At 67.2% G+C, this 24,088-nt stretch carries 16 protein-coding genes; 9 read left to right on the top strand and 7 right to left on the bottom strand.

What is annotated here, in order from left to right; all coding sequences use genetic code 11:
• Positions 1 to 8: 8 nt before the first annotated feature.
• Positions 9 to 206 (bottom strand): zinc-finger domain-containing protein, encoded by a 198-nt coding sequence (locus tag LZ605_RS19125; protein ID WP_057497568.1) that lies wholly within the window; start codon positions 204 to 206, stop codon positions 9 to 11.
• 388 nt (positions 207 to 594) lie between these two features.
• Here LZ605_RS19125 and LZ605_RS19120 point away from each other — a divergent pair, with 388 nt between their 5' ends.
• Entirely contained in the window at positions 595 to 3,939 is a 3,345-nt protein-coding gene (locus tag LZ605_RS19120) for a GH92 family glycosyl hydrolase (protein ID WP_249842903.1), read from the top strand.
• 384 nt (positions 3,940 to 4,323) lie between these two features.
• On the opposite strand, the gene LZ605_RS19115 is transcribed toward LZ605_RS19120, so the two are convergent.
• Both LZ605_RS19115 and LZ605_RS19110 read right to left on the bottom strand, forming a co-directional pair.
• Positions 4,324 to 6,615: an NADP-dependent malic enzyme gene (locus tag LZ605_RS19115; RefSeq protein WP_107232075.1), complete on the bottom strand. Its 2,292-nt coding sequence runs from the start codon at positions 6,613 to 6,615 to the stop codon at positions 4,324 to 4,326.
• A 230-nt stretch (positions 6,616 to 6,845) separates the two neighbouring features.
• A complete protein-coding gene (locus LZ605_RS19110; protein ID WP_107232074.1) occupies positions 6,846 to 8,189 on the bottom strand; it encodes a dicarboxylate/amino acid:cation symporter in 1,344 nt (447 codons plus the stop codon).
• Between the two features lie 329 nt (positions 8,190 to 8,518).
• On the opposite strand from LZ605_RS19110, the gene LZ605_RS19105 reads away from it, so the two are divergent.
• Both LZ605_RS19105 and LZ605_RS19100 read left to right on the top strand, forming a co-directional pair.
• Positions 8,519 to 9,685: an OprO/OprP family phosphate-selective porin gene (locus LZ605_RS19105; protein WP_249842902.1), complete on the top strand. Its 1,167-nt coding sequence runs from the start codon at positions 8,519 to 8,521 to the stop codon at positions 9,683 to 9,685.
• 66 nt (positions 9,686 to 9,751) lie between these two features.
• The gene (locus LZ605_RS19100; protein WP_249842901.1) at positions 9,752 to 12,400 is read left to right on the top strand and encodes a hybrid sensor histidine kinase/response regulator; all 2,649 of its coding nucleotides are present in this window, start codon (positions 9,752 to 9,754) and stop codon (positions 12,398 to 12,400) included.
• A gap of 104 nt (positions 12,401 to 12,504) precedes the next feature.
• Here LZ605_RS19100 and LZ605_RS19095 read toward each other — a convergent pair whose 3' ends face one another.
• The 4 genes from LZ605_RS19095 to LZ605_RS19080 are packed head-to-tail and all read right to left on the bottom strand — an operon-like array spanning position 12,505 to position 16,338.
• Positions 12,505 to 13,152, bottom strand: a complete 648-nt coding sequence (locus LZ605_RS19095; RefSeq protein ID WP_249842900.1) for a response regulator — start codon at positions 13,150 to 13,152, stop codon at positions 12,505 to 12,507.
• A 60-nt stretch (positions 13,153 to 13,212) separates the two neighbouring features.
• On the bottom strand, positions 13,213 to 14,268 hold the full coding sequence (locus LZ605_RS19090; RefSeq protein ID WP_249842899.1) for an ABC transporter substrate-binding protein: 1,056 nt from the start codon (positions 14,266 to 14,268) through the stop codon (positions 13,213 to 13,215).
• On the bottom strand, positions 14,265 to 15,656 hold the full coding sequence (locus tag LZ605_RS19085) for a sensor histidine kinase (protein WP_249842898.1): 1,392 nt from the start codon (positions 15,654 to 15,656) through the stop codon (positions 14,265 to 14,267). Before LZ605_RS19085 ends, LZ605_RS19090 begins: the two co-directional genes overlap by 4 nt.
• Complete coding sequence (locus tag LZ605_RS19080) at positions 15,649 to 16,338, bottom strand: response regulator transcription factor (protein WP_249842897.1); 690 nt, start codon at positions 16,336 to 16,338, stop codon at positions 15,649 to 15,651. Before LZ605_RS19080 ends, LZ605_RS19085 begins: the two co-directional genes overlap by 8 nt.
• A 276-nt stretch (positions 16,339 to 16,614) precedes the next feature.
• Here LZ605_RS19080 and LZ605_RS19075 point away from each other — a divergent pair, with 276 nt between their 5' ends.
• From LZ605_RS19075 to LZ605_RS19050, 6 genes are all read left to right on the top strand, one after another.
• A complete protein-coding gene (locus LZ605_RS19075; protein ID WP_107232066.1) occupies positions 16,615 to 17,754 on the top strand; it encodes an OprO/OprP family phosphate-selective porin in 1,140 nt (379 codons plus the stop codon).
• 75 nt (positions 17,755 to 17,829) lie between these two features.
• Positions 17,830 to 19,158 (top strand): CitMHS family transporter, encoded by a 1,329-nt coding sequence (locus LZ605_RS19070; RefSeq protein WP_249844954.1) that lies wholly within the window; start codon positions 17,830 to 17,832, stop codon positions 19,156 to 19,158.
• Between the two features lie 24 nt (positions 19,159 to 19,182).
• The gene (gene phbB / locus LZ605_RS19065) at positions 19,183 to 19,923 is read left to right on the top strand and encodes an acetoacetyl-CoA reductase (RefSeq protein ID WP_005414435.1); all 741 of its coding nucleotides are present in this window, start codon (positions 19,183 to 19,185) and stop codon (positions 19,921 to 19,923) included.
• Positions 19,924 to 20,130: 207 nt separating this feature from the next.
• On the top strand, positions 20,131 to 20,751 hold the full coding sequence (locus tag LZ605_RS19060) for a hypothetical protein (RefSeq protein WP_249842896.1): 621 nt from the start codon (positions 20,131 to 20,133) through the stop codon (positions 20,749 to 20,751).
• Positions 20,726 to 21,268 (top strand): hypothetical protein, encoded by a 543-nt coding sequence (locus LZ605_RS19055; RefSeq protein ID WP_249842895.1) that lies wholly within the window; start codon positions 20,726 to 20,728, stop codon positions 21,266 to 21,268. Before LZ605_RS19060 ends, LZ605_RS19055 begins: the two co-directional genes overlap by 26 nt.
• Before the next feature lie 160 nt (positions 21,269 to 21,428).
• Positions 21,429 to 23,732 (top strand): TonB-dependent receptor, encoded by a 2,304-nt coding sequence (locus tag LZ605_RS19050; RefSeq protein WP_249842894.1) that lies wholly within the window; start codon positions 21,429 to 21,431, stop codon positions 23,730 to 23,732.
• Positions 23,733 to 24,088: the final 356 nt, after the last annotated feature.

Raw genomic sequence — 24,088 nt, 5'->3', positions numbered from 1 at the left:
GCGGCCGCTTAGTCGGCCAGCACGAACACGGAACCGCAGTACGGGCACTGCGCTTCGCCGTTGGGCTCGTCTTCGATCGGCAGGTACACGCGCGGATGCGAGTTCCACAGCGCCATTTCCGGGGTCGGGCAGCTCAGCGGCAGCTCGCTGCGGTGCACGGTGTAGCGCTTCTCGGCGTTGGCGGGCGCGGTGGCGGTATGGCTCATGGCGGATGTCGATGGACGGGTTGCGAGGGCTGTGATTCTAGCATCCGGGCCGCCCGGACATTGCGCCGCAGCAGGCGGTTGGAGGTGCCGGCGGGCGTGCACCGGGAAAATGCCTGCATCGATCCGCCCGGTTCCTCGCGCAAACCGGGGCTTGAGCAGATTTCCCGCATTTGGATCGAACTAAATGGCACTTGTCAGGCTGCGGCGGCTGTTGCAGGATCGGCCCAGGTCAGCACTCGACCTGCCCAATCCGACCCGATCGCATGGCCCGCCCCCACCGGACCGGCATCGCCTCTTCCGCCGCGAACGTGGCGGGTGGCGTGATGCTGTCCGTGGTGTCCGCCGATGCGGGTTCTGCCCGCCGCCAGCCCTTCCGGGAGACCCCTGCATGACCCTGTCCGATCCTCGCCGCGCCCTGCTTCCGCTCGCCCTGGCCCTGGCCTGTGCGACCACTGCGATGCCGGCACTGGCACAGGGGCTGCAGACCTCGTTCGAACCCGGAGAGCCGGCCCCGGCTGCGGCCGCCGGTGCCTTGCAGGTCACCCTCGGCAACGGCCCGGACGCGCCCTACGCGGCCAAGCGCAACGCCGGCTACAGCGGCCTGCATGCGCTGCGCTACAGCAGCGAAGGCGGCAGCGCGCGGCGCGAACTGTTCAGGACCGACCTGCCGATCGAGGCCGACACCACGCTGTCGTGGCTGGTGTTGCCGGAAATCGTCGGCAAGGACACCGTGGCCTCCACCTATGTTTCGCTGGATCTGCGGCTGGACGATGGCAGCCGCGTTTCGGCCGGTGCCGCGCGCGACCAGCACGGCGTGGCGATCGGCGCACGCGCGCAGGGCGAGTCGAAGACGCTGTACCCGCAGCAGTGGGCACGCAAGGCGGTGCGGCTGGGCGATGTGCCGGCATTGAAGGGCCGTCGCGTAGTGGCGATCGAACTGGAGGTGGCCAGCGCCGACGGTGCGCCGGTGTCCGGCTGGATCGACGATGTGCGCCTGGATGCCCAGACGCGGCAACAGCCGCAGCGTGCTTCGGACTGGGTGCTGACCACCCGCGGCACCCAGGCCAATGGCACCTTCTCGCGCGGCAACAACTTCCCGGCCACGGCGGTGCCGCATGGCTTCAACTTCTGGACCCCGGTGACCGACGCCGGCGCGCTGAACTGGCTGTACCGCTGGAACGAGCAGAACGACGCGCAGAATCGCCCGCAACTGCAGGCGCTCGCGCTGAGCCACCAGCCCAGCCCGTGGATGGGCGACCGCCAGACCTTCCAGGTGATGCCCTCGGCCAGCCAGGGCGTGCCGGAGGCCGACCGCCGCAAGCGCGCGCTGTCGTTCGATCGCAGCCACGAAAGCGCCCGCCCCTATCGCTATGACGTGCGCTTCGACAACGGCATCGCCGCCGCGATCGCACCGACCGACCATGCTGCGCTGTTCCGCTTCGATTTCCCCGAGGGCGGCGACGCCAACCTGCTGTTCGACAACGTCGACGCGCGCGGTGGACTGAGCCTGGATGCGGCCACGCAGACCCTGAGCGGCTACACCGATACGCGCAGCGGCCTGTCCAACGGCGCCAGCCGCATGTACGTGGTGGCCAGCTTCGACAAACCCTGGCGCAGCAGCGGACGTCTTGAGACCGGCCGCCCGACCGGCTACATCAAGTTCGATGCCGGCAGCGAGCGACGGGTGACCATGCGCATCGCCACTTCGCTGATCTCGCTGGAGCAGGCGCGCCACAACCTCGCGCTGGAAATCGCCGCCGCCGATACCCTGGAAAGCGTGGCCAGCCGCGCACAGGACGCGTGGGACGCACGCTTGGCCCGCTTCGACATCGGCGATGCCAGCGACGACCAGAAGACCACGCTGTACTCCAGCCTGTACCGGCTGTACCTGTACCCGAACTCCGGCCACGAGAACGCCGGCACTGCGGCGGCCCCGGACTGGCGCTACGCCAACCAGGCCAGCGCCAGCGATGACAACACCGACGGCAGTGCCAGCCGCAGCTTCACCGGCGTGCGCGATGGCAAGGTGTTCGTCAACAACGGCTTCTGGGACACCTTCCGCACCACCTGGCCGGCCTATGCACTGTTCACCCCCGACGATGCCGGGCAACTGGTGCAGGGATTCATCGAGCAGTACCGCGCCGGTGGCTGGATCGCGCGCTGGTCGTCGCCGGGTTACGCCGACCTGATGGTCGGCACCAGCTCGGATGTGGCCTTTGCCGATGCGTGGCTGAAGGGCATCGGTGGCTTCGATCCGGCCGAGGCGTATGCCGCCGCGCTGAAGAACGCGACGGTGGTACCGCCCGACCGCCATGTCGGCCGCAAGGGCATGGACCGTTCGACCTTCCGTGGCTACGCCAGCGCCGACGTGCACGAGGGCATGTCGTGGACGATGGAAGGCGCGCTCAACGACTTCGGCATCGCCAACATGGCCGACGCCCTGGCCAGGCGTGCGGCCACCCCGGCACTGCGCGAGCGCTACCGCACCGAGGCCGACTACTTCCGCTATCGCGCCGCCAGCTACGCGACGATGTTCGATCCGGCCGCTGGCTTCTTCCAGGGCCGCAGCGCCGATGGCCGCTGGCGCGTGGACAGCACGCACTACGACCCGCGCGTGTGGGGCCACGACTACACCGAATCCAACGGCTGGACCTTCGCCTTCACCGCCGCGCATGACGGCGAGGGCCTGGCCGCGCTGTACGGGGGCCGCGACAAGCTGGCCGCCAAGCTGGATGCCTTCTTCGCCACCCCGGAAACCGCCGACCCGGCGCTGGCCGGCTCCTATGGCGGCACCATCCACGAGATGACCGAAGCGCGCGACGTGCGCATGGGCATGTACGCGCACAGCAACCAGCCGGCGCACCATATTCCGTGGATGTACCTGTACGCCGGGCAGCCGTGGAAGACCCAGCAGCACGTGCGCGAGATCCTGTCGCGGCTGTACGTGGGCAGCGAGATCGGCCAGGGTTACCCGGGCGATGAGGACAACGGCGAGACCTCGGCGTGGTACGTGCTGGCCTCGCTGGGCCTGTACCCGCTGCGCATGGGCGACCCGGAGTACGTGATCGGTTCGCCGGCATTCCGCCACGCGCGGGTGGAACTGCAGGGCGGCGCGGTGCTGACCGTGAACGCGGAGAACAACTCACGCGAGAACGTCTACGTGCAGTCGCTGAAGATCAACGGCACGCCGTGGACGAAAACCTGGGTACCGCACGAGCTGATCGCCAAGGGCGCCACCCTGGACTTCGTGATGGGCCCGCAGCCCTCGCGTTGGGGCAGCGGCGTGGACGATGTGCCGCGCTCGCTGACCGCGCGTGGCCAGCGTCCGCAGTTGCTGCACGATCTGCTTGGCCACACCGCGAAGGCGACGCTGGCCGATGGCCGCGCGCTGCCGGCGCTGGTCGATGACGATGCCGGTACCACGGTGGGCCTCGGTGGCGGCGCAACCATCGCGCTGACCGGGCTGAGCGAGGGCATGCCGACGATGTACACGCTGACCAGCGGTGACGGCAGCATCCGTGGCGGTGCGTGGACACTGGAGGCACGCACCGGCGGCGGCGCTTGGATCACGCTCGACCAGCGCAGCGCCGAGGACTTCGAATCAGCACGGCAGACCCGTCCGTTCCGCATCGCAAAGCCGGGCCGCTACAGCGAGTACCGCCTGCGCCTGACGGCGCCAGGACGACTGCCGCTGGCGGAGATTGAACTGCTGGCACCGACCCCGGTTCAATGAGCCGGCGTGGGGGCGCGGCCTCAGCGTGACTGCACGAAGCCGGCGTACAGCGCGAACAGCTGCTGGAAATACCGCCGCGTCACTCGATTGCGCATGACACCCTCGCCGAAGAAAAGTGGGTCGGGCCCAGGGTGGGAAGGCCGGTCCGGTCCCTTCCCACGGCCGGGCCGCGTGGGCGTATTGGGCCGGAGCGGCGTTGCAGGCAAATGACTGCCTGACTGCAATTCATCTGGTAGCGCCGGGCCATGCCCGGCCGAATGCGAGAAGCGCCGCGCTGCGCGCTCGCCGGGCATGGCCCGGCGCTACCCGATCCGGTTTCCGCTGCGCGGAAACAGAAACGCGCCCCGTGGGGCGCGTTTCTGCATCTGTCGCTGGAAAGAAGGCTTACGCCTTCTTTTCCGCTTCCAGCTGTTTCCTGATCTGCGCATCCACCGCCGCGATGGCGGTCATGTTCAGGATCCGGCGCGAGGTCGCGCTGGTGGTCAGGATGTGCACCGGCTTGTTCACGCCCATCAGGATCGGGCCGATCGCCACGCCGTCGGTGAACACGCGCACCAGGTTGTAGGCGATGTTGGCCGCTTCCAGGTTCGGCAGCACGAACAGGTTGGCACGGCCCTGCAGGGTCGAGCCCGGCAGCAGCTTCTGCCGCAGCGCTTCGTCCCATGCGGTGTCGCCCTGCATCTCGCCATCCACGTTCAGACGCGGGTTGCGCTTGAGCAGCAGCTCGCGCACCTGGCGCATCTTCAGCGCGTCCTTCGAGTCGTGGCTGCCGAAGTTGGAGTGCGACAGCAGCGCCACCTTCGGCTCGATGCCGAACAGCTTCATGCGGTAGGCCGCCTGCAGCGTGGCTTCGCACAGCTGCTCGGCGGTCGGGTCTTCCTGCACGTGGGTATCGACGAAGAAGAACACGCCCTGCTGGTTGATCACGCCGGTCATCGCCGAGGTCGAGGTGACCTTCGGTTCCAGCGGCAGCACGCTGCGCACGTAACCCAGCTTCTTGTGGAAGCGGCCGACGATGCCGGTCAGCATCGCATCGGCTTCGCCACGGGCCACCATCACCGCTGCGATCAGGGTCGGGCGCGAACGCATCAGGTTCTTCGCCGCGGCCACGGTCACGCCACGGCGGCCGGTCAGGCCGTGGTAGTACTGCCAGTATTCGTTGAAGCGCGGGTCGTCGTTGATGTTGGTGACTTCAACGTTCTCGCCAATCTTCAGGCGCAGGCCGAGGCGCTCGATGCGCGATTCGATCACTTCCGGGCGGCCGATCAGGATCGGGTGCGCCAGGCCGTCATCGACCACGTTCTGCACCGCCTGCAGCACCACTTCCTCTTCGCCTTCGGCGTACACCACGCGCTGCTTGTCGCTGCGCGCGCGGTCGTAGACCGGCTTCATCATCAGGCTGGTGCGGTAGACGAACTGGGCCAGCTTGTCGCGGTAGGCGCCCATGTCGGCGATCGGACGCGCGGCCACGCCCGAATCCATCGCGGCCTGGGCCACGGCGGCCGACAGCTCCACCAGCAGGCGGCGGTCGAACGGGCGCGGAATCAGGTATTCACGGCCGAAGCTCGGGGTCTCGCCGCCATAGGCCGAACCCATGTCGGTGGCGGCGCGTCGCGCCAGCGCGGCGATGGCGCGCACGCAGGCGATCTTCATTTCCTCGTTGATCGCAGTCGCGCCCACGTCCAGCGCACCGCGGAACAGGTACGGGAAACACAGCACGTTGTTGACCTGGTTCGGGTAGTCCGAACGGCCGGTGCCGATGATCGCGTCCGGACGCGCGGCGCGCGCCAGTTCCGGCATGATTTCCGGGGTCGGGTTGGCCAGCGCGAAGATCACCGGGTCCGGCGCCATGGTCTTGACCATCTCGGCGGTCAGGATGCCCGGTGCCGACAGGCCCAGGAAGATATCCGCGCCGTCGACGATCTCGGCCAGGGTGCGCTTGTCGGTGTCGCGCGCATAGCGCTGCTTTTCCGGGTCCAGGTCGGTACGGCCGGTGTGGATCACGCCCTCGCGGTCGAAGGCCAGGATGTTCTCCGGCTTCAGGCCCAGCTGCACCAGCATGTTCACGCAGGAAATGCCGGCCGCGCCCATGCCCGTGGTCGCCAGCTTCACTTCCTCGATCTTCTTGCCGGTGATCGCCATCGCGTTGAGCACTGCCGCGCCGACGATGATCGCCGTGCCGTGCTGGTCGTCATGGAACACCGGAATCTTCATGCGCTCGCGCAGCTTGCGCTCGACCACGAAGCATTCCGGCGCCTTGATGTCTTCCAGGTTGATGCCGCCGAAGGTCGGCTCCAGCGAGGCGATGATGTCGACCAGCTTGTCCGGGTCGGTTTCATCCACTTCGATGTCGAACACATCGATGCCGGCGAACTTCTGGAACAGCACGCCCTTGCCTTCCATCACCGGCTTGCCGGCCAGTGCGCCGATGTTGCCCAGGCCCAGCACCGCGGTGCCGTTGGAGATCACCGCCACCAGGTTGCCGCGCGCGGTCAGCTCGCTGGCCTGCTGCGGGTCGGCCTTGATCGCTTCACAGGCGTACGCCACGCCCGGCGAATACGCCAGCGACAGGTCGCGCTGGGTCAGCATGGGCTTGGTAGCGGAAACCTTGATCTTTCCCGGCGGGGACATCCGGTGGTAATCGAGGGCGGCCTGTTTGAAATCTTCGTTGGACATCGATGTGGGTTACATGAATGGGCAGAAGGGACAGGGGATGATACCCCCGTTGGAGCGTCCGGACCTGTCGCTATCCTGTCGCAGCCATGCTGCGACCGCACAATTCCGTGCCGTATGCGACGGTACCGGGATACCAGCTTCGGCGCCTCCCATGACAACCCGGGGACGCCCTGAAACGCCGCGGGGCCGCACCACTATTGTGATCGGCCCCGCGGTACCACACACCTGGGTCAGCCCTTGGCCGGCAGCGCCTCGGGCAGTGCGTCCACCGGCGGCGGCAGCTCGCTTTCGCGACCGTCCAGCGCCAGCTGCAGGCGGTTGCGGTCCAGCGCGCCTTCCCAGCGCGAGACCACCACGGTGGCCACGGCATTGCCGATGAAGTTGGTCAGCGAGCGGCATTCGCTCATGAAGCGGTCCACGCCCAGGATCAGCGCCATGCCGGCCACCGGCACCTCCGGCACCACGGCCAGGGTGGCGGCCAGGGTGATGAAACCAGCGCCGGTGACGCCGGCCGCACCCTTGGAGCTGAGCATGGCCACCAACAGCAGGGCGATCTGGTGGCCCAGGGTCAGTTCGGTGTTGGTGGCCTGGGCGATGAACAGCGCGGCCAGGGTCATGTAGATGTTGGTGCCGTCCAGGTTGAACGAATAGCCCGTCGGGACCACCAGGCCCACGACCGACTTGCTGCAGCCAGCGCGTTCCATCTTCTCCATCAGCGACGGCAGCGCCGACTCCGACGACGACGTGCCCAGCACCAGCAGCAGCTCGGCCTTCAGGTAGCGCGCCAGCTTGAACACCGAGAACCCGCACAGACGGCAGACCAGGCCCAGGATGACCGCCACGAACAGGAAGGCGGTGAGGTAGAACGAGCCGACCAGCCAGGCCAGGTTGATCAGCGAGCCGACACCGTACTTGCCGATGGTGAAGGCGATCGCGCCGAAGGCACCGATCGGGGCGGCCTTCATCAGGATGTGCACCAGCTTGAACACCGGGGCGACCAGCGCCTCCAGAAAGTTCAGCACCGGCTTGCCCTTCTCGCCCACCATCGCCAGTGCGATGCCAAACAGCACGGCCACGAACAGCACCTGCAGGATGTTGCCGTCGACGAAGGCGCTGAGCAGCGTCTTCGGGATGATGTCCATCAGGAAGCCGACCAGGGTCAGGTCGTGCGACTTCTCGACGTAGCTGTGCACCGCGGTCTGGTCCAGCTCGGCCGGGTTGATGTTCATGCCGGCGCCGGGCTGCACCACGTGCGCCACGATCATGCCGACGATCAGTGCCAGCGTGGAGAAGAACAGGAAGTAGGCCATCGCCTTGGCGAACACCCGGCCCACCGTGCGCAGGTGGGTCATGCTGGCGATGCCGGTGACGATGGTCAGGAAGATCACCGGGGCGATGATCATCTTCACCAGGTTGATGAACGCATCGCCGAGCGGCTTCATCTTCTCGCCGATCAGCGGCTCGTAGTGGCCGAGGATGGCGCCCAGGACGATCGCCACGATCACCTGGAAATACAGCTGGCGGTAGATCGGCAACGGCTTGACAGGCGCCGGTGCTGCGGTCGGGATGTGCATGGCGGACTCCGGAAGGGGCGTTTTCAGGCACGTACGGGCCCGGGACTGCACGGGAACCGTTACCGTGGAAACTGCTCGCAGGCCCTGCGCAGCACGCGCAGGGTGCGACCAATGGACGCCTTTGTACGCGCCGGGCACGCCGGCGCAGATAACCTATTGGTACTAGCCCCCCGGTTCAGCTGGCAGTGATGCCTACACTGGCGCCGCACCGCCGCTCCCGGGGAGACCGGTGGCCCGTGCTGAACGGCCGGGCATGTCTTCGCGAAAGTTCTGGCCCTTGCGGCCGTTGTTGTCCTGTCCACACGCAATCTGAGAGAGCCGCACCCAACATGCGCCCGATTCCCACCTTGCTGGCCCTGTCCCTGGCCGCCCTTCCCGCCTTCGCTTCGGCTGCGGATTTCGACAACTGGCCGACCAAGTACACCTTCGGCGACGGCACCGAGCTGGCGGCCACCGCCAACATCGCCTACGACTACAACGATTTCTCCTCGGCCAGCGGCCTTGAGGACGACGACGCCGTGCGCCGCAAGGAATTCGGCGCGACGCTGAAGAAGAAGGGCGTGTATGACGCGATGGTGTACTACGACTTCCAGGCCGACACCTGGCTGGACGTGTTCGTGCGCTTGGAGAGCAAGGCCTTCTTCGGCCGTGACGTCGGCCGCTTCCGCTTCGGCTACATGAAGACCCCGGTCGGCCTGGACGCGAATACCTCTTCGCGCGCCGGCAGCTTCCTGGAAACCGCGCTGCCGGTGCAGGCGTTCTACGCCGGCCGCCGCACCGGTGTGGAATGGGTGCTGGAACGCCCGCAGTACCTGCTGCAGGCCGGCGCCTATGGCGGCAAGGATCTGCAGGGCGACAACCCCGGCACCACCCAGGCGGTACGTGCGGTGTGGACGCCGGTGAAGGCACCGGGTGATGTGATTCACCTGGGCGTGGCCTACTCGCAGGAAAACCCGCGCGGCTACAGCGATGGCCGTGACGTGCACCACGAGGCCAGCGCGCGCCTGCGTGCACGCCCGGAAGCCGGACTGACCGACATCCGCTACGTCGATTCCGGCGCACTGGTCACCGCCGACCAGATCCGTCGTACCGGCCTGGAAGGCATCTGGATCCGCGGCCCGTTCTCGCTGCAGGCCGAAGCCCTGCAGGCCACCGTCACCCGCAAGGGCCTGCCCGACTACACCGGCAGCGGCCAGTACGCGATGGCCAGCTGGGTGCTGACCGGCGAATCGCGCCCGTACAACGCCGGCGCGGTGGCCAACATCAAGCCCGCCCACGATTACGGCGCAGTGGAACTGCTGGCCCGCTACAGCCGTCTGGACCTGGACGATGGCAGCATCCTGGGCGGCCGCCAGCACGACCTGACCATCGGCGCCAACTGGTACCTGACCAGCCACTTCAAGTTCCAGGCCAACTACGTGAAGGTCGACGCCAGCCGTCGTGGCGTGCACAGCACGCCGGAAATCTTCGAACTGCGCGCGCAGATGCACTTCTGACCCCTTCCACGTCAGATCCCGGCGGGCGTGCACGCCACGCCCGCCGGCCCTGCGTAGACTGCCGCCATGTATTGGCTGAGCCGCCACCGGATGCTGTTGCTGACCCTGCTGGTGATGGTCGGTGGCACCGTGTTGTGCGCGGTTGCGGCCGGTCACTACGCCTGGCGCCGCGCGCTGGGCGACGAAAGCAGCCAGGTGCAACGCCAACTGCAGCTGTATGGCCAGGGCCTGCAGCAACGCATCGACTGCTTCGGCACGCTGCCGCAGGTGTTGGCGCTTGACCCGGACCTGTTGCACGCCCTGCGCGTGCCGCCCTCGCCTGCCGAACGGCAGCGGCTGAACCTCAAGCTGCAACGTGCCAACGAAGTCACCCGTGCTTCCACCCTGACCCTGGTCGGCCACGACGGCGTGGCGGTGGCGGCCAGCAACTGGGACCAGCCGACCACCAATGTCGGCGAGAACTACAGCTACCGGCCCTATTATCGCCAAGCCCTGGCCCTGGGCCGTGGCCGCTTCTATGGCATCGGCATGACCACCGGCGTGCCGGGCTACTACCTGTCGCAGGCCATCGAGGAAGACGGCCAGCGCCTGGGCGTGGTGGTGATCAAGGTCGAACTGTCGGCGCTGGAGCAGGAATGGCTGAGCAGCCCGGATGTGGTGCTGGCCAGCGATGACCATGACGTGGTGTTCCTGGCCAACCGCGATGCCTGGCGTTACCGGCTGCTGCGGCCGCTGGGTGCCGATGAGCGCCGCGAGATGCTCGACGCCCGCCAGTACGCCGATCGCGCCCTGCAGCCATTGCGCGCGCGTACCGAAGACGTGCTGGCCGACGGCGGACGCATGGTGCGCCTGCTCGACCCCGCATTGCCGCAGCCGATGCTGTGGCAGACCCTGGTGCTGCCGGCCGAAGGCTGGAACCTGCACCTGCTGCACGACGCCAGCGCCGCCAGCAGCGCCGGCCGGGCCGCCGCCGTCACCGGGGGCGCGGCGTGGCTGGCGCTGGGCTTCCTAGTGTTGTTCGTGCAACAGCGCCGGCGCCTGGCCAAGCATCGCCTGCGCAGCCGCCGCGAGCTGGAAACCCTGCTCAAGCAGCACGCACAGGAACTGCGCACCGCACAGGATGGCCTGCTGCAGGCCGCTACCGATGCCGACAGCGGGCTCAGCCGCAGCCTGGCGCACCTGCCGCAGGGCGTGGTGGTGATCGACCGCGAACTGCGGCTGGTGGCATGGAATGCACGCTATCTGGAACTGTTCCGGTTCCCGCCAGACCTGGTGCGCGTCGGCCGTCCGATCGAGGAACTGTTCCGTTTCAATGCCCGCCGCGGCCTGCTTGGGCCCGGCCCGGTCGATGAGGCCATCGAACGCCGCCTCAACCACCTGCGCAGTGGCCGTCCACATATGCGCGAGAGCGAGAAAGACGACGGCACGGTGCTGGAGATCCGCGGCAACCCGCTGCCCGACGGCGGCTTCGTCACCAGCTATGCCGACATCACCAGCTACAAGAACGCCGCGCGCGAACTGCGCTCGCTGGCCGACGCGCTGGAGCACCGCATCGCCGAGCGTACCCATGATCTGGATGAGGCGCGCCGCGAGGCCGAACAGGCCAACCGCTACAAGACCCGCTTCGTCGCTTCGGCGGTGCACGACCTGCTGCAGCCGCTCAACGCCGCGCGCATGTTCGTCTCGGTGCTGCGCGGCAAACTGAGTGACCCGGCACAGCAGCAGACCGCCGACCATATCGACGCGGCGTTGGCGGCGCAGGATGCGATCCTCAACAGCCTGCTGGATATCTCGCGGCTGGAGTCAGGATCGCTGCAGATCCGCGTGCGCGCCTTTGCGATTTCGCCTCTGCTGGAAACCCTGGCCCGTGAGTTCGGCATCGCCGCGCAGAGCCGTGGCCTGCAACTTCACTGGGTGGATACGCGCGCGGTGGTGGTCAGCGACGAGGCCCTGCTGCGGCGCATCCTGCAGAATTTCCTGTCCAACGCGCTGCGCTACACCCCGCGTGGGCGCGTGCTGATCGGCTGCCGGCGGGCAGGCGACCAGCTGCGCATCGAGGTGCATGACCAGGGCCCAGGCATTCCGGAAAGCCTGCAGGGTGAGATCTTCGAAGAGTTCCGCCGCCTGAACGATGGCGTGGAGCAGGAACGCGGCGCCGGCCTGGGACTGGCCATTGTCGAACGCATCGGTCGCCTGCTCGGTCACCGCATCAACCTGCGTTCCACGCTGGGCAAGGGCAGCGTGTTCGCGGTGAGCGTGACACTGGGGCACGCCGACGATGTGATTGCACCGCCGGCGGCGCCAGTCATCGTGACCGAGCCGTCTGATGACAGCCCACTGCGCCAGTGTCGGGTGTGGAGCATCGACGATGACCCCCACGTCTGCGCGGCGACCCGTGCGCTGCTGGAACGCTGGGGCTGCAATGTGGAACTTGCCGATGGGCCGCAGGGGGCACTTGAGATCGCCAGTGCATTGAACGTTCCGCAGTTGCTGCTGCTGGACGTGCGCATGGGGCAATGGCACGGTCCGGACCTGTACGAGGCGCTGTGCACGCTGTGGAAGGCACGGCCGCCGGTGATCCTGGTGACCGCCGAACGCGATGAGGCGCTGAAGGCGCACGCCGCCGAGAACGGCTGGGGCTTTCTGCTCAAGCCCGTGCGACCGCCGGCGCTGCGGGCATTGATGACGCAGGTTTTGTTGCGGCATCGGGGGTAGAGTCGAGCTTGCTCGACTGCCATGCCAGGTAGCGTCGAGCTTGCTCGACTGCTGTTGCCAGCCCAGTCGAGCAAGCTCGACGCTACAAAAGCAGCAGTGTGGGGTCAGATCCCACCCGCATCCCCTTCCGGCTCCAGCGCCTTCACCAGCACGGCCGCCTGGGTGCGGCTGTGGCACTCGAGCTTCTTCAGGATCGCGGTGACGTGCACCTTCACCGTGTTCTCGGCCAGGCCAAGCTCGTAGGCGATCTGCTTGTTGAGCAGGCCATCGGCCAGGCACAGCAGCACGCGGAACTGCTGCGGGGTCAGCTGCGCCAGGCGGCTGGCCAGCAGCGCATCGGCCTCGGAACGCTCGGCCGCCATCGCCGGGAACCACAGGCCGCCGTCGAGCACCGCCTGCACCGCCTCGCCGATGGTCTCGGCCGGGGCCGATTTCGGGATGAAACCGGCGGCGCCGAACTGCTGCGCGCGGCGGATCACCCGTGGATGATCGTTGGAGGAGAGGATCACCACCGGGATGTCCGGATGCGAACCGCGCACGTGCAGCAGTGCGGAAAAACCGTGTGCACCGGGCATGGTCAGGTCGAGCAGCACCAGGTCCACGTCCGGGTGTGCATCCAGCGCTGCGGCCAGCGCTTCGGCACTGGCCACCTCACGCACCTGCGCCAGCGGCAGGCTCTGCCGCAGGGACTGCACCACCGCCGAACGCAGCAGCGGATGGTCATCGGCAATCAGGATGGTGTATTCGCTCATGCCGCCATTGTACGGGCAGCAAACCGCATCCGCCGGGCATGGCCCGGCGCTACCAGCACATCAGCGCCCTGCCGGCTCCACGCTGCTGCGCCAGGCGTCGAGGAACTGGCGGCGCTTGAGCGCGTCCAGGTACACCAGCAGGCCGGGGCCGAGCTGGATCGGGCGGCGGCTGCGCCCGGGGGCATCGTCGGCGCGCGCGTTGCCGGTCACAATCGGCATCAGCCGTGCCTCGCGTGACAGCACCTGCTGGCCGCGTGGCGACAGCAGGTAGTCGAGGAAGCGCCGGGCTTCTTCCGGGTGTGGGCCGGTGCGTGGAATCACTGCGGTACGCAGCACCACCAGCGTGTAGTCCTCGGGCTCCACAATGCCCAGCGGAGCACCCGCCTCGATGCGCGCCTGCGCGTAGGAACCGAGCACGTTGTAGACCAGCGACAGCTGTCCGCTGGCCACCTTGTCCAGCAGCACGCCGGTGCGCTCCTCGCGCACCACGTCGTTGTCACCCAGCGCGCCCAGCAACGCACCGGCGATGCTGCCGCGCTGCGCGTCCTGGGTGGCCAGCAGGTAGCCGACGCTGCTGCGCTCGATGTCATAGGTGCCGACCCGGCCGCGCAGCGGCGCGCCTTCGGCACGCAGGCGGTCGAGCAGCTGGCGTCGCGTATGCGGCACCTTCGCCGCTGGCAGCGCGCGTGTGTTGTAGACCATCACCACCGGCTCGTAGCTGATGCCAAAGGCCTCGTTGCGCCACTGCGCCCAGGCCGGCAACGCGGCGGTCTGCGCCGAGCGGTGCGGCAATGCGTGGCCGTCATTGACCAGCTTGGTCTGCAGGTCCATGCCGCTGGAGATCAGCAGGTCAGGCGAGGCCGGTCCGGCGCGGTCATGCAGGTAACGCGCGTACAGGTCCTGGGTGATGATGTCCTCGTACACCACTTCGGTGCCCGGGTGCAGGCGCTGGTAGTCGGCGATCACCACCGCGAACACTTCGATGTCGGTGGTGCCGTGGATGCGCAGCTGCGCGGTGGCCTTTCCCTGTGCCGGAAAACGGCGCACCTCGCCAGGCGCGGCCAGCACCGGCAGGGCCAGCAGCAGAGCAACGGCAGCGGTGAACAGGCGGATCATGAACTGCTCCGGGGCAGGCGGATGGTGGCGACCAGGCCGCCCTGCGGGCGGTTGCTCAGATCGATGCGGCCGCCGTGGCTGTCAACCACGCGCTTGACGATGGCCAGGCCCAGCCCGGCACCCCCAGAGGGCGCCCCCTCGCCACGTGCGAAGCGTTCGAACACGCGCCCGGCATCAGCGGCGGCGATACCGGCGCCGTGGTCGGCAATGGTCAGCACCGCCTGCTCGCCCTCGACGGTCAGCGCGATCTGCAAGGGACCGTCACCCCCGTACTTCAGCGCGTTGTCGACCAGATTCTTGATCGCCTCACGCAGCAGCAGCGCATCACCATGCACCTGTACCGGTTCGGCGGTCATCGCCAGCTGCACGCGCGGTGCCGGGCCGGCCTGTGGCAGGGCTTCATGCAGGGCCTGGTGCACGGTCTCGGCCAGGTCCACCGCCGCGAAGCGCTGCAGATGCGAGCGGTGGATCACGCTGGCGTCGCTGAGCAGCTGGTTGAGCAGGCGGCTTATGTGGGTGGCGTTGCGCTCGATCGCCTGCAGGCTGCGCCGCATGTCCTCCGGATCATCATCGTCCAGCGCCAGCTGCGCCTGCGCGCGCAGCGCGGCCAGCGGGGTGCGCATCTGGTGCGCAGCCTCGGCCATGAAGGCGCGCAACGTCTCGTTGCTGCTGGACAGCCGCTCCATGAAGCGGTTCAGCGCCGCCACCATCTGGTCCATCTCGCGCGGCACGCGGGCGTCCAGCGGCTTCAGGTCGGACGGTTCGCGCCGCGACAGCTCGCGCTCCACCCGCACCAGCGGGCGGAACGCGCGGTGCACGCCGAACGCCACCAGGGCCAGCAGCAGGCCGGAGAGCACGCCGATCGACAGCAGGGCACGGTTGACCATGTCCTGCGCCACCGCTTCGCGCGCACGCCGGGTCTGGCCCACCTGCACCTGCACCTCGCCCTGTGCCGAGGCCGCCGCGAAGCTGCGGCCGACCACCACGAAGCGCACGGTCTCGCCACTGTAGGGAGCGTCGAACAGCTGCGGCTGCGTGCCCGGCCGGCGCGACGGCACGGGCAGGTCGCCGTAGCCGGTGATCAGGTTGCCGCGGCTGTCGGCCACCCGATAGAACACGCGGTCCTCCGGCGCCATCGCCAGCAGGTCCAGCGCCGCGTACGGCAGATCGACCTGCCATTGGCCATCGACCAGCGCCACCGAATCGGCGATGGACAATGCCGAGGACACCAGCAGATGGTCGTAGGAGCGGTTGGCCGCGCGCTGGCCGTAATCGCGTGCGGCGAACAGCAGTGCCACCGCGAACACCGCCAGCAACGCACCCAGATACAGCAGCAGCGTGCGTCGCAGCGAGCCCGGCGCGGCATTCGCAGCGCGTGCATCAACCATCGGCGTCGCCGCTGCCGTCGCTGGCTTCCAGCAGATAACCCACGCCGCGTACGGTGGTGATGCGCAACGGTGCGCCAGCCAGCTTCTTCCGCAGGCGCCCGACATACAGTTCGATGGCATTCGGGCCGGCCTCGTCATCGAAGCCGAACAGGCCGTTGCCGATCTCGTCCTTGCCCACCACCTGGCCCAGGCGCCCGACCAGGATCTCCAGCAGGCGGTACTCGCGGTTGGGCAGCTCGATCGCCTCGCCATCAAGGCTGACCCGGTGCGCGGCGTTGTCGAACTGGAAACCGCCGATCTGCACCACTTCGCTGGCCTGGCCACGCGCGCGCCGCAGCAACACACGGCAGCGCGCTTCGAATTCGCGGAAATCGAAGGGCTTGCCCAGGTAGTCGTCGGCGCCCACATCCAGCGCCTGCACACGGTCCTCGATGCCATCGCGTGCGGTCAGCATCAGCACCGGGGTGCTGTCGCCGCGCTCGCGCATGCCGGCCAGCACGCGCAGGCCATCGAGTTTGGGCAGGCCGATATCCAGCACCACCAGGTCGAAGCTCTGGTAGCGCAGCACGCTGGCAGCGGCCAGGCCGTCGGCCTGCCAGTCCACCGCATGGCCACTGCGACGCATGCGACGGACGATCGCATCGGCCAGATCCGGGTTGTCTTCGACCAGCAGCAGGCGCATGGGCACACCGGTGGGAGGGGAAGCGAATGCTACCGCATGGCGCACGGTCCGCCCGCCGGGCGTGGCCCTGCGCTACCGGGATACAGCGCATGGGTAGCGCCGGGCCGTGCCCGGCGGCCTTTTACGCTGCACCGCACAAACCGCTGACAGGACGATGACAGCTACGGCAACCCAGACTGCGGCCGCGCACCGTCCGGTGCCCACGATTGCCGCGCGCCTGGCGCGCACCTGGGAGGGTTTGTGGAATTCACGTTTGCCTGGCGGCGTCCTGCCGCCATGATGGCGCTGGCGGCCTTGTCGGCACCGGCTTTCGCTGCCGAAGACGACCGTCCGGTCACCGCCACCCTCGGTGGCCGCCTGCACCTGGACTTCGCCACCTTCGACAACGACAACCGCGGCACCCCGAACAAGGACGACACCGAGATCCGCCGTGCCTGGGTCGATGTGTCCGGCAAGTTCTTCGTGGTCGACTACAAGCTGGAAGCCGATTTCTCCGGCGACCGCGTCGAGGCCAAGGACGTGTACCTGGCGCGCAGCTTCGGCAAGGCCGGCAAGCTCACCGTCGGCCAGTTCAAGCAGTATTTCTCGCTGGATGACCGCACCAGCTCCAACTACGGCAGCTTCCTGGAGCGCGGCAACGCCGGCACCACGCTGGCGCCGCTGTACCGGCTGGGCGCGTCGTGGCAGGCCAACCCGGGTGACTTCACCTGGGCGGCCAGTGTCTACAGCCTGGAAAGCATCGATGCCTGGCAGGTGAAGGGCCGTGCCGCCGGTGGCCGCGTTACCTGGGCGCCCTCGCCCGCCGACGGCGACGTGCTGCACCTGGGCCTGTCGCTGGCCCGCGAGGCCTATGACAACCCCGGCGCCAACGGCGTTCCCGGCCTGAAGATCCGCCCGCGCCCGGCCGGTCATCTGTCCGACAACAGCCGCCTGACCCTGGTCGACTTCTCCGCCGGCCGCGATACCGATGTCAACAAGTGGTCGCTGGAGTACGCGCAGGTGCGCGGCCCGCTGTCGTGGCAGGGCGAGTTCAGCGGTGCCACCTTCGATGACGGCGCGCAGCGCGGCGATGTGATGGCCGCCTACGGCATGGTCAGCTGGTTCGTCACCGGCGAAAGCCGCGCCTATGACCGCAAGACCGGCCGCTTCGCACGGGTCAAGGACATCCGCCACAAGGCCGGTGCCTTCGAAGTGGCGCTGCGCTATGACCAGATGTGGGGCGCGCAGCATCTCGATGGCGCGCCCGACCTGCGCCGCGGCAGTACCGAAGCGTGGACGCTGGGCGGCAACTGGTACCTGCGCGACAACCTGCGCTTCATGCTCAACGTGATCGAAAGCCGCAACCGCGACCGCCTGGCCGGGATCACGGTGGACCGCACGCGCGCGGTCACCGGCCGCCTGCAGTACGACTTCTAAGCCCGGCTTCCCGGGCATGCCGCCCGGGCCCCTTCCACTCCCCCACGTCCTGTATTCGCAAGGAGTCCGCAGATGATGCTGAGCATCCTCGGCTTTGGCATGGTCATTACGTTCATGTACTTGATCATGAGCAAACGCCTGTCGCCGCTCGTCGCCCTGATCACCATCCCCATCCTGTTCGCGCTGATCGGCGGCTTCGGCGCCGGCATCGACGAGATGATGCTGGAGGGCATCAAGAAGATCGCGCCGACCGGCGTGATGCTGATGTTCGCCATCCTGTACTTCGGGGTGATGATCGATGCCGGCCTGTTCGATCCGCTGGTGCGGGTGATCCTGCGCTTCGTCAAGGGCGATCCGATGAAGATCGTGCTCGGCACGGCGGTGCTGGCGATGCTGATCTCGCTCGATGGTGATGGTTCGACCACCTATATGATCACCGTCTCGGCGATGCTGCCGCTGTACCAGCGCCTGGGCATGAACGCGCTGAACATGACCTGCGTGACCATCCTCGCGGGCGGCGTGATGAACCTGACCCCGTGGGGCGGCCCCACCGCACGCGCGGCGACCGCGCTGCACGTGGACCCGGCCGATGTGTTCGTGCCGCTGATCCCGTCGATGGTGATCGCCTGCGCCGGCGTGCTGCTGCTGGCCTGGTACCTGGGCCTGAAGGAACGCCGCCGCCTGGGCGTGGTGACCCTGCCCAAGGGTGGCAGCTGGATGGACAGCAGCGTGTCCGACGACAGCAATCCGCTTCCGACCGTGGAAGACGCCGAAGACATCAAGCGCCCGAAGCTGCTGTGGGTGAACCTGGCGCTGACCGTGGCGCTGATGACCGCGCTGATCATCGGCGTGCTGCCGATGCCGGTGCTGTTCATGGTCGGCTTCGCCATCGCGCTGGTGATCAACTACCCGAACCTGGCCGAACAGCGCCGCCGCGTGGTCAACCACGCCGGCAACGTGCTGTCTGTGGTGTCGCTGATCTTCGCCGCGGGCATCTTCACCGGCATCCTCAACAACACCGGCATGGTCGAAGCCATGTCGCACAGCTTCCTGGCGGTGATTCCGGAATCGTGGGGCCCGTACCTGGCGGTGATCACCGCTGTGGCGTCGATGCCGTTCACCTTCTTCATGTCCAACGACGCCTTCTACTTCGGCGTGCTGCCGATCCTGTCCGAGGCGGCCAGCAACTACGGCATCACGCCGGTGGAGATGGCGCGCGCCTCGCTGGCCGGGCAGCCGGTGCACCTGCTCAGCCCGCTGGTGCCGTCCACCTACCTGCTGGTGGGCCTGGCCAAGGTCGAGTTCGCCGACCACCAGAAGTTCACCCTGAAGTGGGCCATCGCCATCTCGATGCTGCTGATGATCGGCAGCCTGCTGTTCGGCCTGTATCCCCTCGCCGCCTGACCCCTTGCCAAGGAGCCTTCTGCAATGACGCTTCGAATCGCTTACGTCACCAGTGGAATGGGCAGTGTCGGCACTGCCATCTGCCAGAGCCTGGCCCGCAGCGGCCACACCGTGGTTGCCGGCTGCGCGCCGAACTCGCCGCGCAAGGCCAACTGGCTGCGCGAGCAGCGCGAACAGGGCTTCGATTTCATTGCCTCCGAGGGCAACGCCACCGACTGGGCCTCGACCAGCGCCGCGTTCGCCAAGGTGCGTGCCGAGGTCGGCGAGGTGGACGTGCTGGTCAACAACTCCGGTGGCAGCCGTGATCTGCTGTTCCGACAGATGACGGTGGAAGACTGGAACGCGGTGATCGCCTCCAACCTCAATGCGCTGTTCAACCTGACCAAGCAGGTGGTCGATGGCATGGCCACGCGGGGCTGGGGCCGCATCATCAACATCGGCTCGGTCAGCGCCCACAAAGGCCAGATCGGCCAGGTGAACTACGCCACGGCCAAGGCCGCGATGCACGGTTTCAGCCGCGCACTGGCCGCCGAAGTCGCCTCGCGCGGGGTCACCGTAAACACGCTGTCGCCGGGCTACATCGCCAGCCAGGCGATCAGCAGCTTCCCGCCGGATGTACTGGACCGGCTGGCGGCTTCGGTGCCGGTGCGCCGCCTCGGCCGCCCCGAAGAAGTGGCCGGCCTGTGCGCATGGCTGGCCTCGGATGAAGCCTCGTATGTGACCGGTGCCGACTACGCCGTCAATGGTGGCCTCTACATGGGTTGAGCCAATCTCCACGCAACGCGTGGACCGCCTCCCCCACGGAGTGCGCGGGGCCGGATCACCTTCCGTCGTGGAGGTGATCCGGCCTCTTTTTGTTTCTGCATTTCTGCGCCGCACTGCTCGATACCACGGCAGAACCGGTGCTATACCTGCCAACGCTCGCCGAGCCCGATGGACGAACGGCTTGAATCGCGCATCAAGGAGGTTGGCATGCGTGCGTTGCTGATTGCTCTTCTTGTGGTCACCATTACGCTGCTGGCGGTACCCGCCCGGGCAGAGCCACCGCCCATGCGGGTGATCACAGGTCTGGGCTGCCCCGACTGGCTGATCCCGGGAGCCCCCACGCTCGACGCACAGATCACCGGCCATCCGGAGTGGACGTTCTCCTGGGCCCCCGCGTCCTATACCGATCGCAATCCCATCCGTATCTACATTCAGTCCTTCGACTGCGATTCTTCCGACGTTCCGGGCTATTACTTCTGGATCGCAACCATTGCCCACGAAGTAGGGCATGCGCTGTACTTCGAGGGTATCGTTCGGAGCACCCGAGGTGCGTTCATCCAGCACTTCTGCACCCTGGAGGGGAAAGCCGTGCTCAACAACCTCACCGCGCGCGGTGAGCTTCTGGTGACCAGCCTGGGGTACTACGACATCGGCGTAGCGGCGTCCAACGGCCCTGGCCTCATCGCACAGGCCGAGGCCGGCGGTGAAGACATGGGCCGGCAAGTGGGTAAGCTGTTCTGCGACAACAACGCAACTTCGACCACCGGCGAGAACTACAACGACTTCTACGGCAGGATCTACGATGAAGCCATCGCAGCCCGTCCCTGAACTTCTTCTGTTCCTGAGCCTGTTGGTTGCCGGTTCTGCAACAGCAGCCCCGTCCGCTGCCACTGCGGAAGAGGCGGGTGCAACATGGCGGCTCGTGGAACGCTGGTCCTTGCAGCTGGCGCGCTCTGACCTTGTCGCGCAGCTGTCGACGCTGGCTCCACCCGGCTCGCGTTCGGAAGCAAGAATGGGCCGGGGCGACAGCGCCACCATCGATCTGGCACCCTTCGTGATCGCCGGGCGGATCAATGGGCCCTCTGGCCAGATCCACACCGATGCGTCCGGGCGAATCATCAAGGGCGTCACGCTCTCGCTGAGCGGTGCCTGCATCTCGCGAAAACAGATGGGTCGTCGCTACCCCGGCTTCAATGTCCTTTCCGTTCCATCAGGGCATAGCCTCGACGAGTCCACGGTGTTCGGTACGGTGGTGAACGGTATCCAGATCGGGTTCTCGTTCTCCGAACATGACCGCGACTGCATGAACCAGCTCACGTTGAGCTGGCCAGGGGAGCGTTTCTGATTTTCCCCGACACATCATCATGACGAACGTGTTGCAGGACACGAATCAGCGCCCTGCACCGTTCGTTGGTTTTTCGTAAAGAAGGTTTCATGTTCCGTTCGCATAGTGGCCATGCACCGCGCACGCGTGCCGGTGACCACCCCCAATGCAACGGACCACCATGCAGACCCGACACCTGACGATCGCCGTGGCGATCGCGCTTTCCGCCACCGCCAGCGCACATGCCGCCACCGTGGCCGACACCGGCGCCAACGCCAGCAACGAGGCCGCGCTGAGCGCGCAGACGCTGGATACCGTCTCCGTGATCGGCCAGGGCGAGACCCGCCAGGTGCAGCGCATTACCGCCGTCGACAAGCAGGTGCTGCCGCCGGGCACCAGTGGCCAGAAGATCCTCGACCGCCTGCCGGGCGTGTCGGTGCAGTCCAACGACGCCTTCGGTGCCAACGAGGAATCGCAGACCATCAGCCTGCGCGGCTTCGACAAGAGCCGCCTCGGCTATACGCTGGACGGCATCCCGCTGGGTGACAACAGCTACGGCAACTACAACGGCCTGAGCATCGCCCGCGCAATCATCGCCGAGAACCTGGCCGGCGCCGAACTGTCGCAGGGCATCGGCTCGCTGGGCGTGGCCTCGACCAGCAACCTGGGTGGCACCATCCAGTACTTCTCGATGGATCCGTCCACCGAGTTCGGTGGACGCGCCAGCGTCACCGTGGGCGACGACAGCCAGCGCCGTGGCTACCTGCGCGTGGATACCGGCGACATCAACGGTTTCTCGGCCTACGTGTCCGGCGTGCACCAGGACCAGGACATGTGGGCCGCGCCGTACCAGAACCAGACCACCCGCCAGTTCAACGCCAAGGCGGTGTGGAACGTGGGCGACCACCGCTTCGGTGCGTTCGTGGCCACCTCGCGCGCCAGCCAGGCCAACTACGCCTACCTGTCCAAGGACATGCTGGCTCGCGGCCTGGGTTATGACTGGAACATCTATGCGCCGGACTGGGACCGCGCCGTGGCGGCCGCGTACTGCGCGCCGGGCACCTACAACAAGGCGCGCTGTGCGTTCAGCGGTGGCGTCAACAGCATCGACGATGCCTACTACCAGAGCCGCGCGCTGCGCGACGACAATCTGTATTCGGTTGATGCCGACCTGCGTCTGGGCGACCAGGGCCGCCTGAAGCTGCTGGCCTATCACCATGACAACCGTGGCCAGGGCCACTGGTGGGCACCGGGCCAGCCGTCCTACCCGGGCACCGACAAGATGCTGCCAATCTCCATCCGCAGCACCAACTACACGATCAACCGTGATGGCCTGACCGCCGCGCTGTCGTGGACGGTGGGCATCCACGAACTGGAAGCCGGCCTGTGGTACGAGCAGAACGACCATAACGTGTCGCGCAACTTCTACTACATCAGCGGCCCGTTCCTTGACGACCTGTACCTGAAGAACCCGGACCGCCTGCTGTTCAACCAGGACTTCGACATCCGCACGCGCCAGTTCTACGTGCAGGACCGCATGCGCTTCCTCGATCAGCGCCTGACCGTGGACCTGGGCATCAAGAGCCCGAACACCCGCATGCGCGCCACCGCCAAGCCGGGCGTGGAAACCAGCATCGCCTCGGGAACGCTGACCGCCAAGGAATCGGTGCTGCCGCAGGTGGGCCTGGGCTTCAAGCTCAACGCCAACAACGAGCTGTTCGCCTCGTACGCCGAGAACATCGCCGCCTTCGTCGGTGGTGGCAGCGGTGGCCCGCTGCAGGTGTCGCCGGAATCGTTCGCGGCCAGCGCCGGCCTGGAGCCGGAGAAGTCGAAGAGCCTGGAAGCCGGCTTCCGTACCTTCGGTGAGAAGTACCAGGCCTCGATCGCCGCGTACAACGTCAAGTTCGACAACCGCCTGCTGTCGCTGAACCCGTGTTCGAGCATCGAAGTGGGCACGCGCCCGGAGTGCGTGACGCGCTTCATCAACGTCGGTTCGGTGAAGAGCCACGGCGCCGAGCTGACCTTCATCCTCAAGCCGATCGACGGCCTGCAGTGGTACAACGCGCTGTCCTGGAACAAGACCACCTACGAGGATGACTACACCTCGGGCGGCGCGATCGTGCCGGTGGCCGGCAAGATCACCGTGGATACGCCGCAGCGCATGGCCTCCAGTGAGATCAGCTGGAACCGCGACGGTTTCTTCGCCAGCCTGCGTGCCAAGTACACCGGCAAGCGCTACTACACCTACACCAACGACCAGTCGGTGCCGGGCGTGACCACCTTCGACGCCGGTGCTGGCTACGATTTCGGCCCGGGCCTGGGCCTGCGCAACGTGCGGGTATCGTTGAACGCGACCAACCTGACCAACAAGCGCTACGCCGGCCAGCTGAGCTCGTTCGCACCGACCGATCCGAAGGGCACGCGCTATGCGATCCATGCGAGCGCGCCGCGGCAGGTGTTCATGACGGTGGCGGCCGAGTTCTAAGTCAGAAGCGGGCGCTGCGGCGCATCGTACCGCAGCGGGGCGAGGTGGGACGGGCCGAGGCAGGACACGCCGCAAGTACGTCCCTGTAGGCTCGGTCGGCGCATCCATGCGCCTCACGGTCCTGCCTCGGCCCATCCCACCGCGCTCGACAATTTCCTGCCCCGGCGCGGGGGCAATGGAAAGCAAGAGCAAAAGCAAAGAGCCGGGCATTACCCGGCTCTTTGCTTCTTCAAGCGTAATCCCTCTGGTGGACCTGCTACCGCGCCCGCAGAAAACTGTCTGGAGGAGGCTTGGCACCCTGGCCAGGACACGCAAAAGCCCCTCCATGGTGCTCGATGGCGCCATCCATGGCGCCA

Origin of the sequence: Stenotrophomonas maltophilia (assembly GCF_023518235.1) — a bacterium.
Lineage (GTDB): Bacteria > Pseudomonadota > Gammaproteobacteria > Xanthomonadales > Xanthomonadaceae > Stenotrophomonas.
Note: the sequence above shows the minus strand (reverse complement) of the source record. Positions and strands in the feature narration are given on the sequence as shown.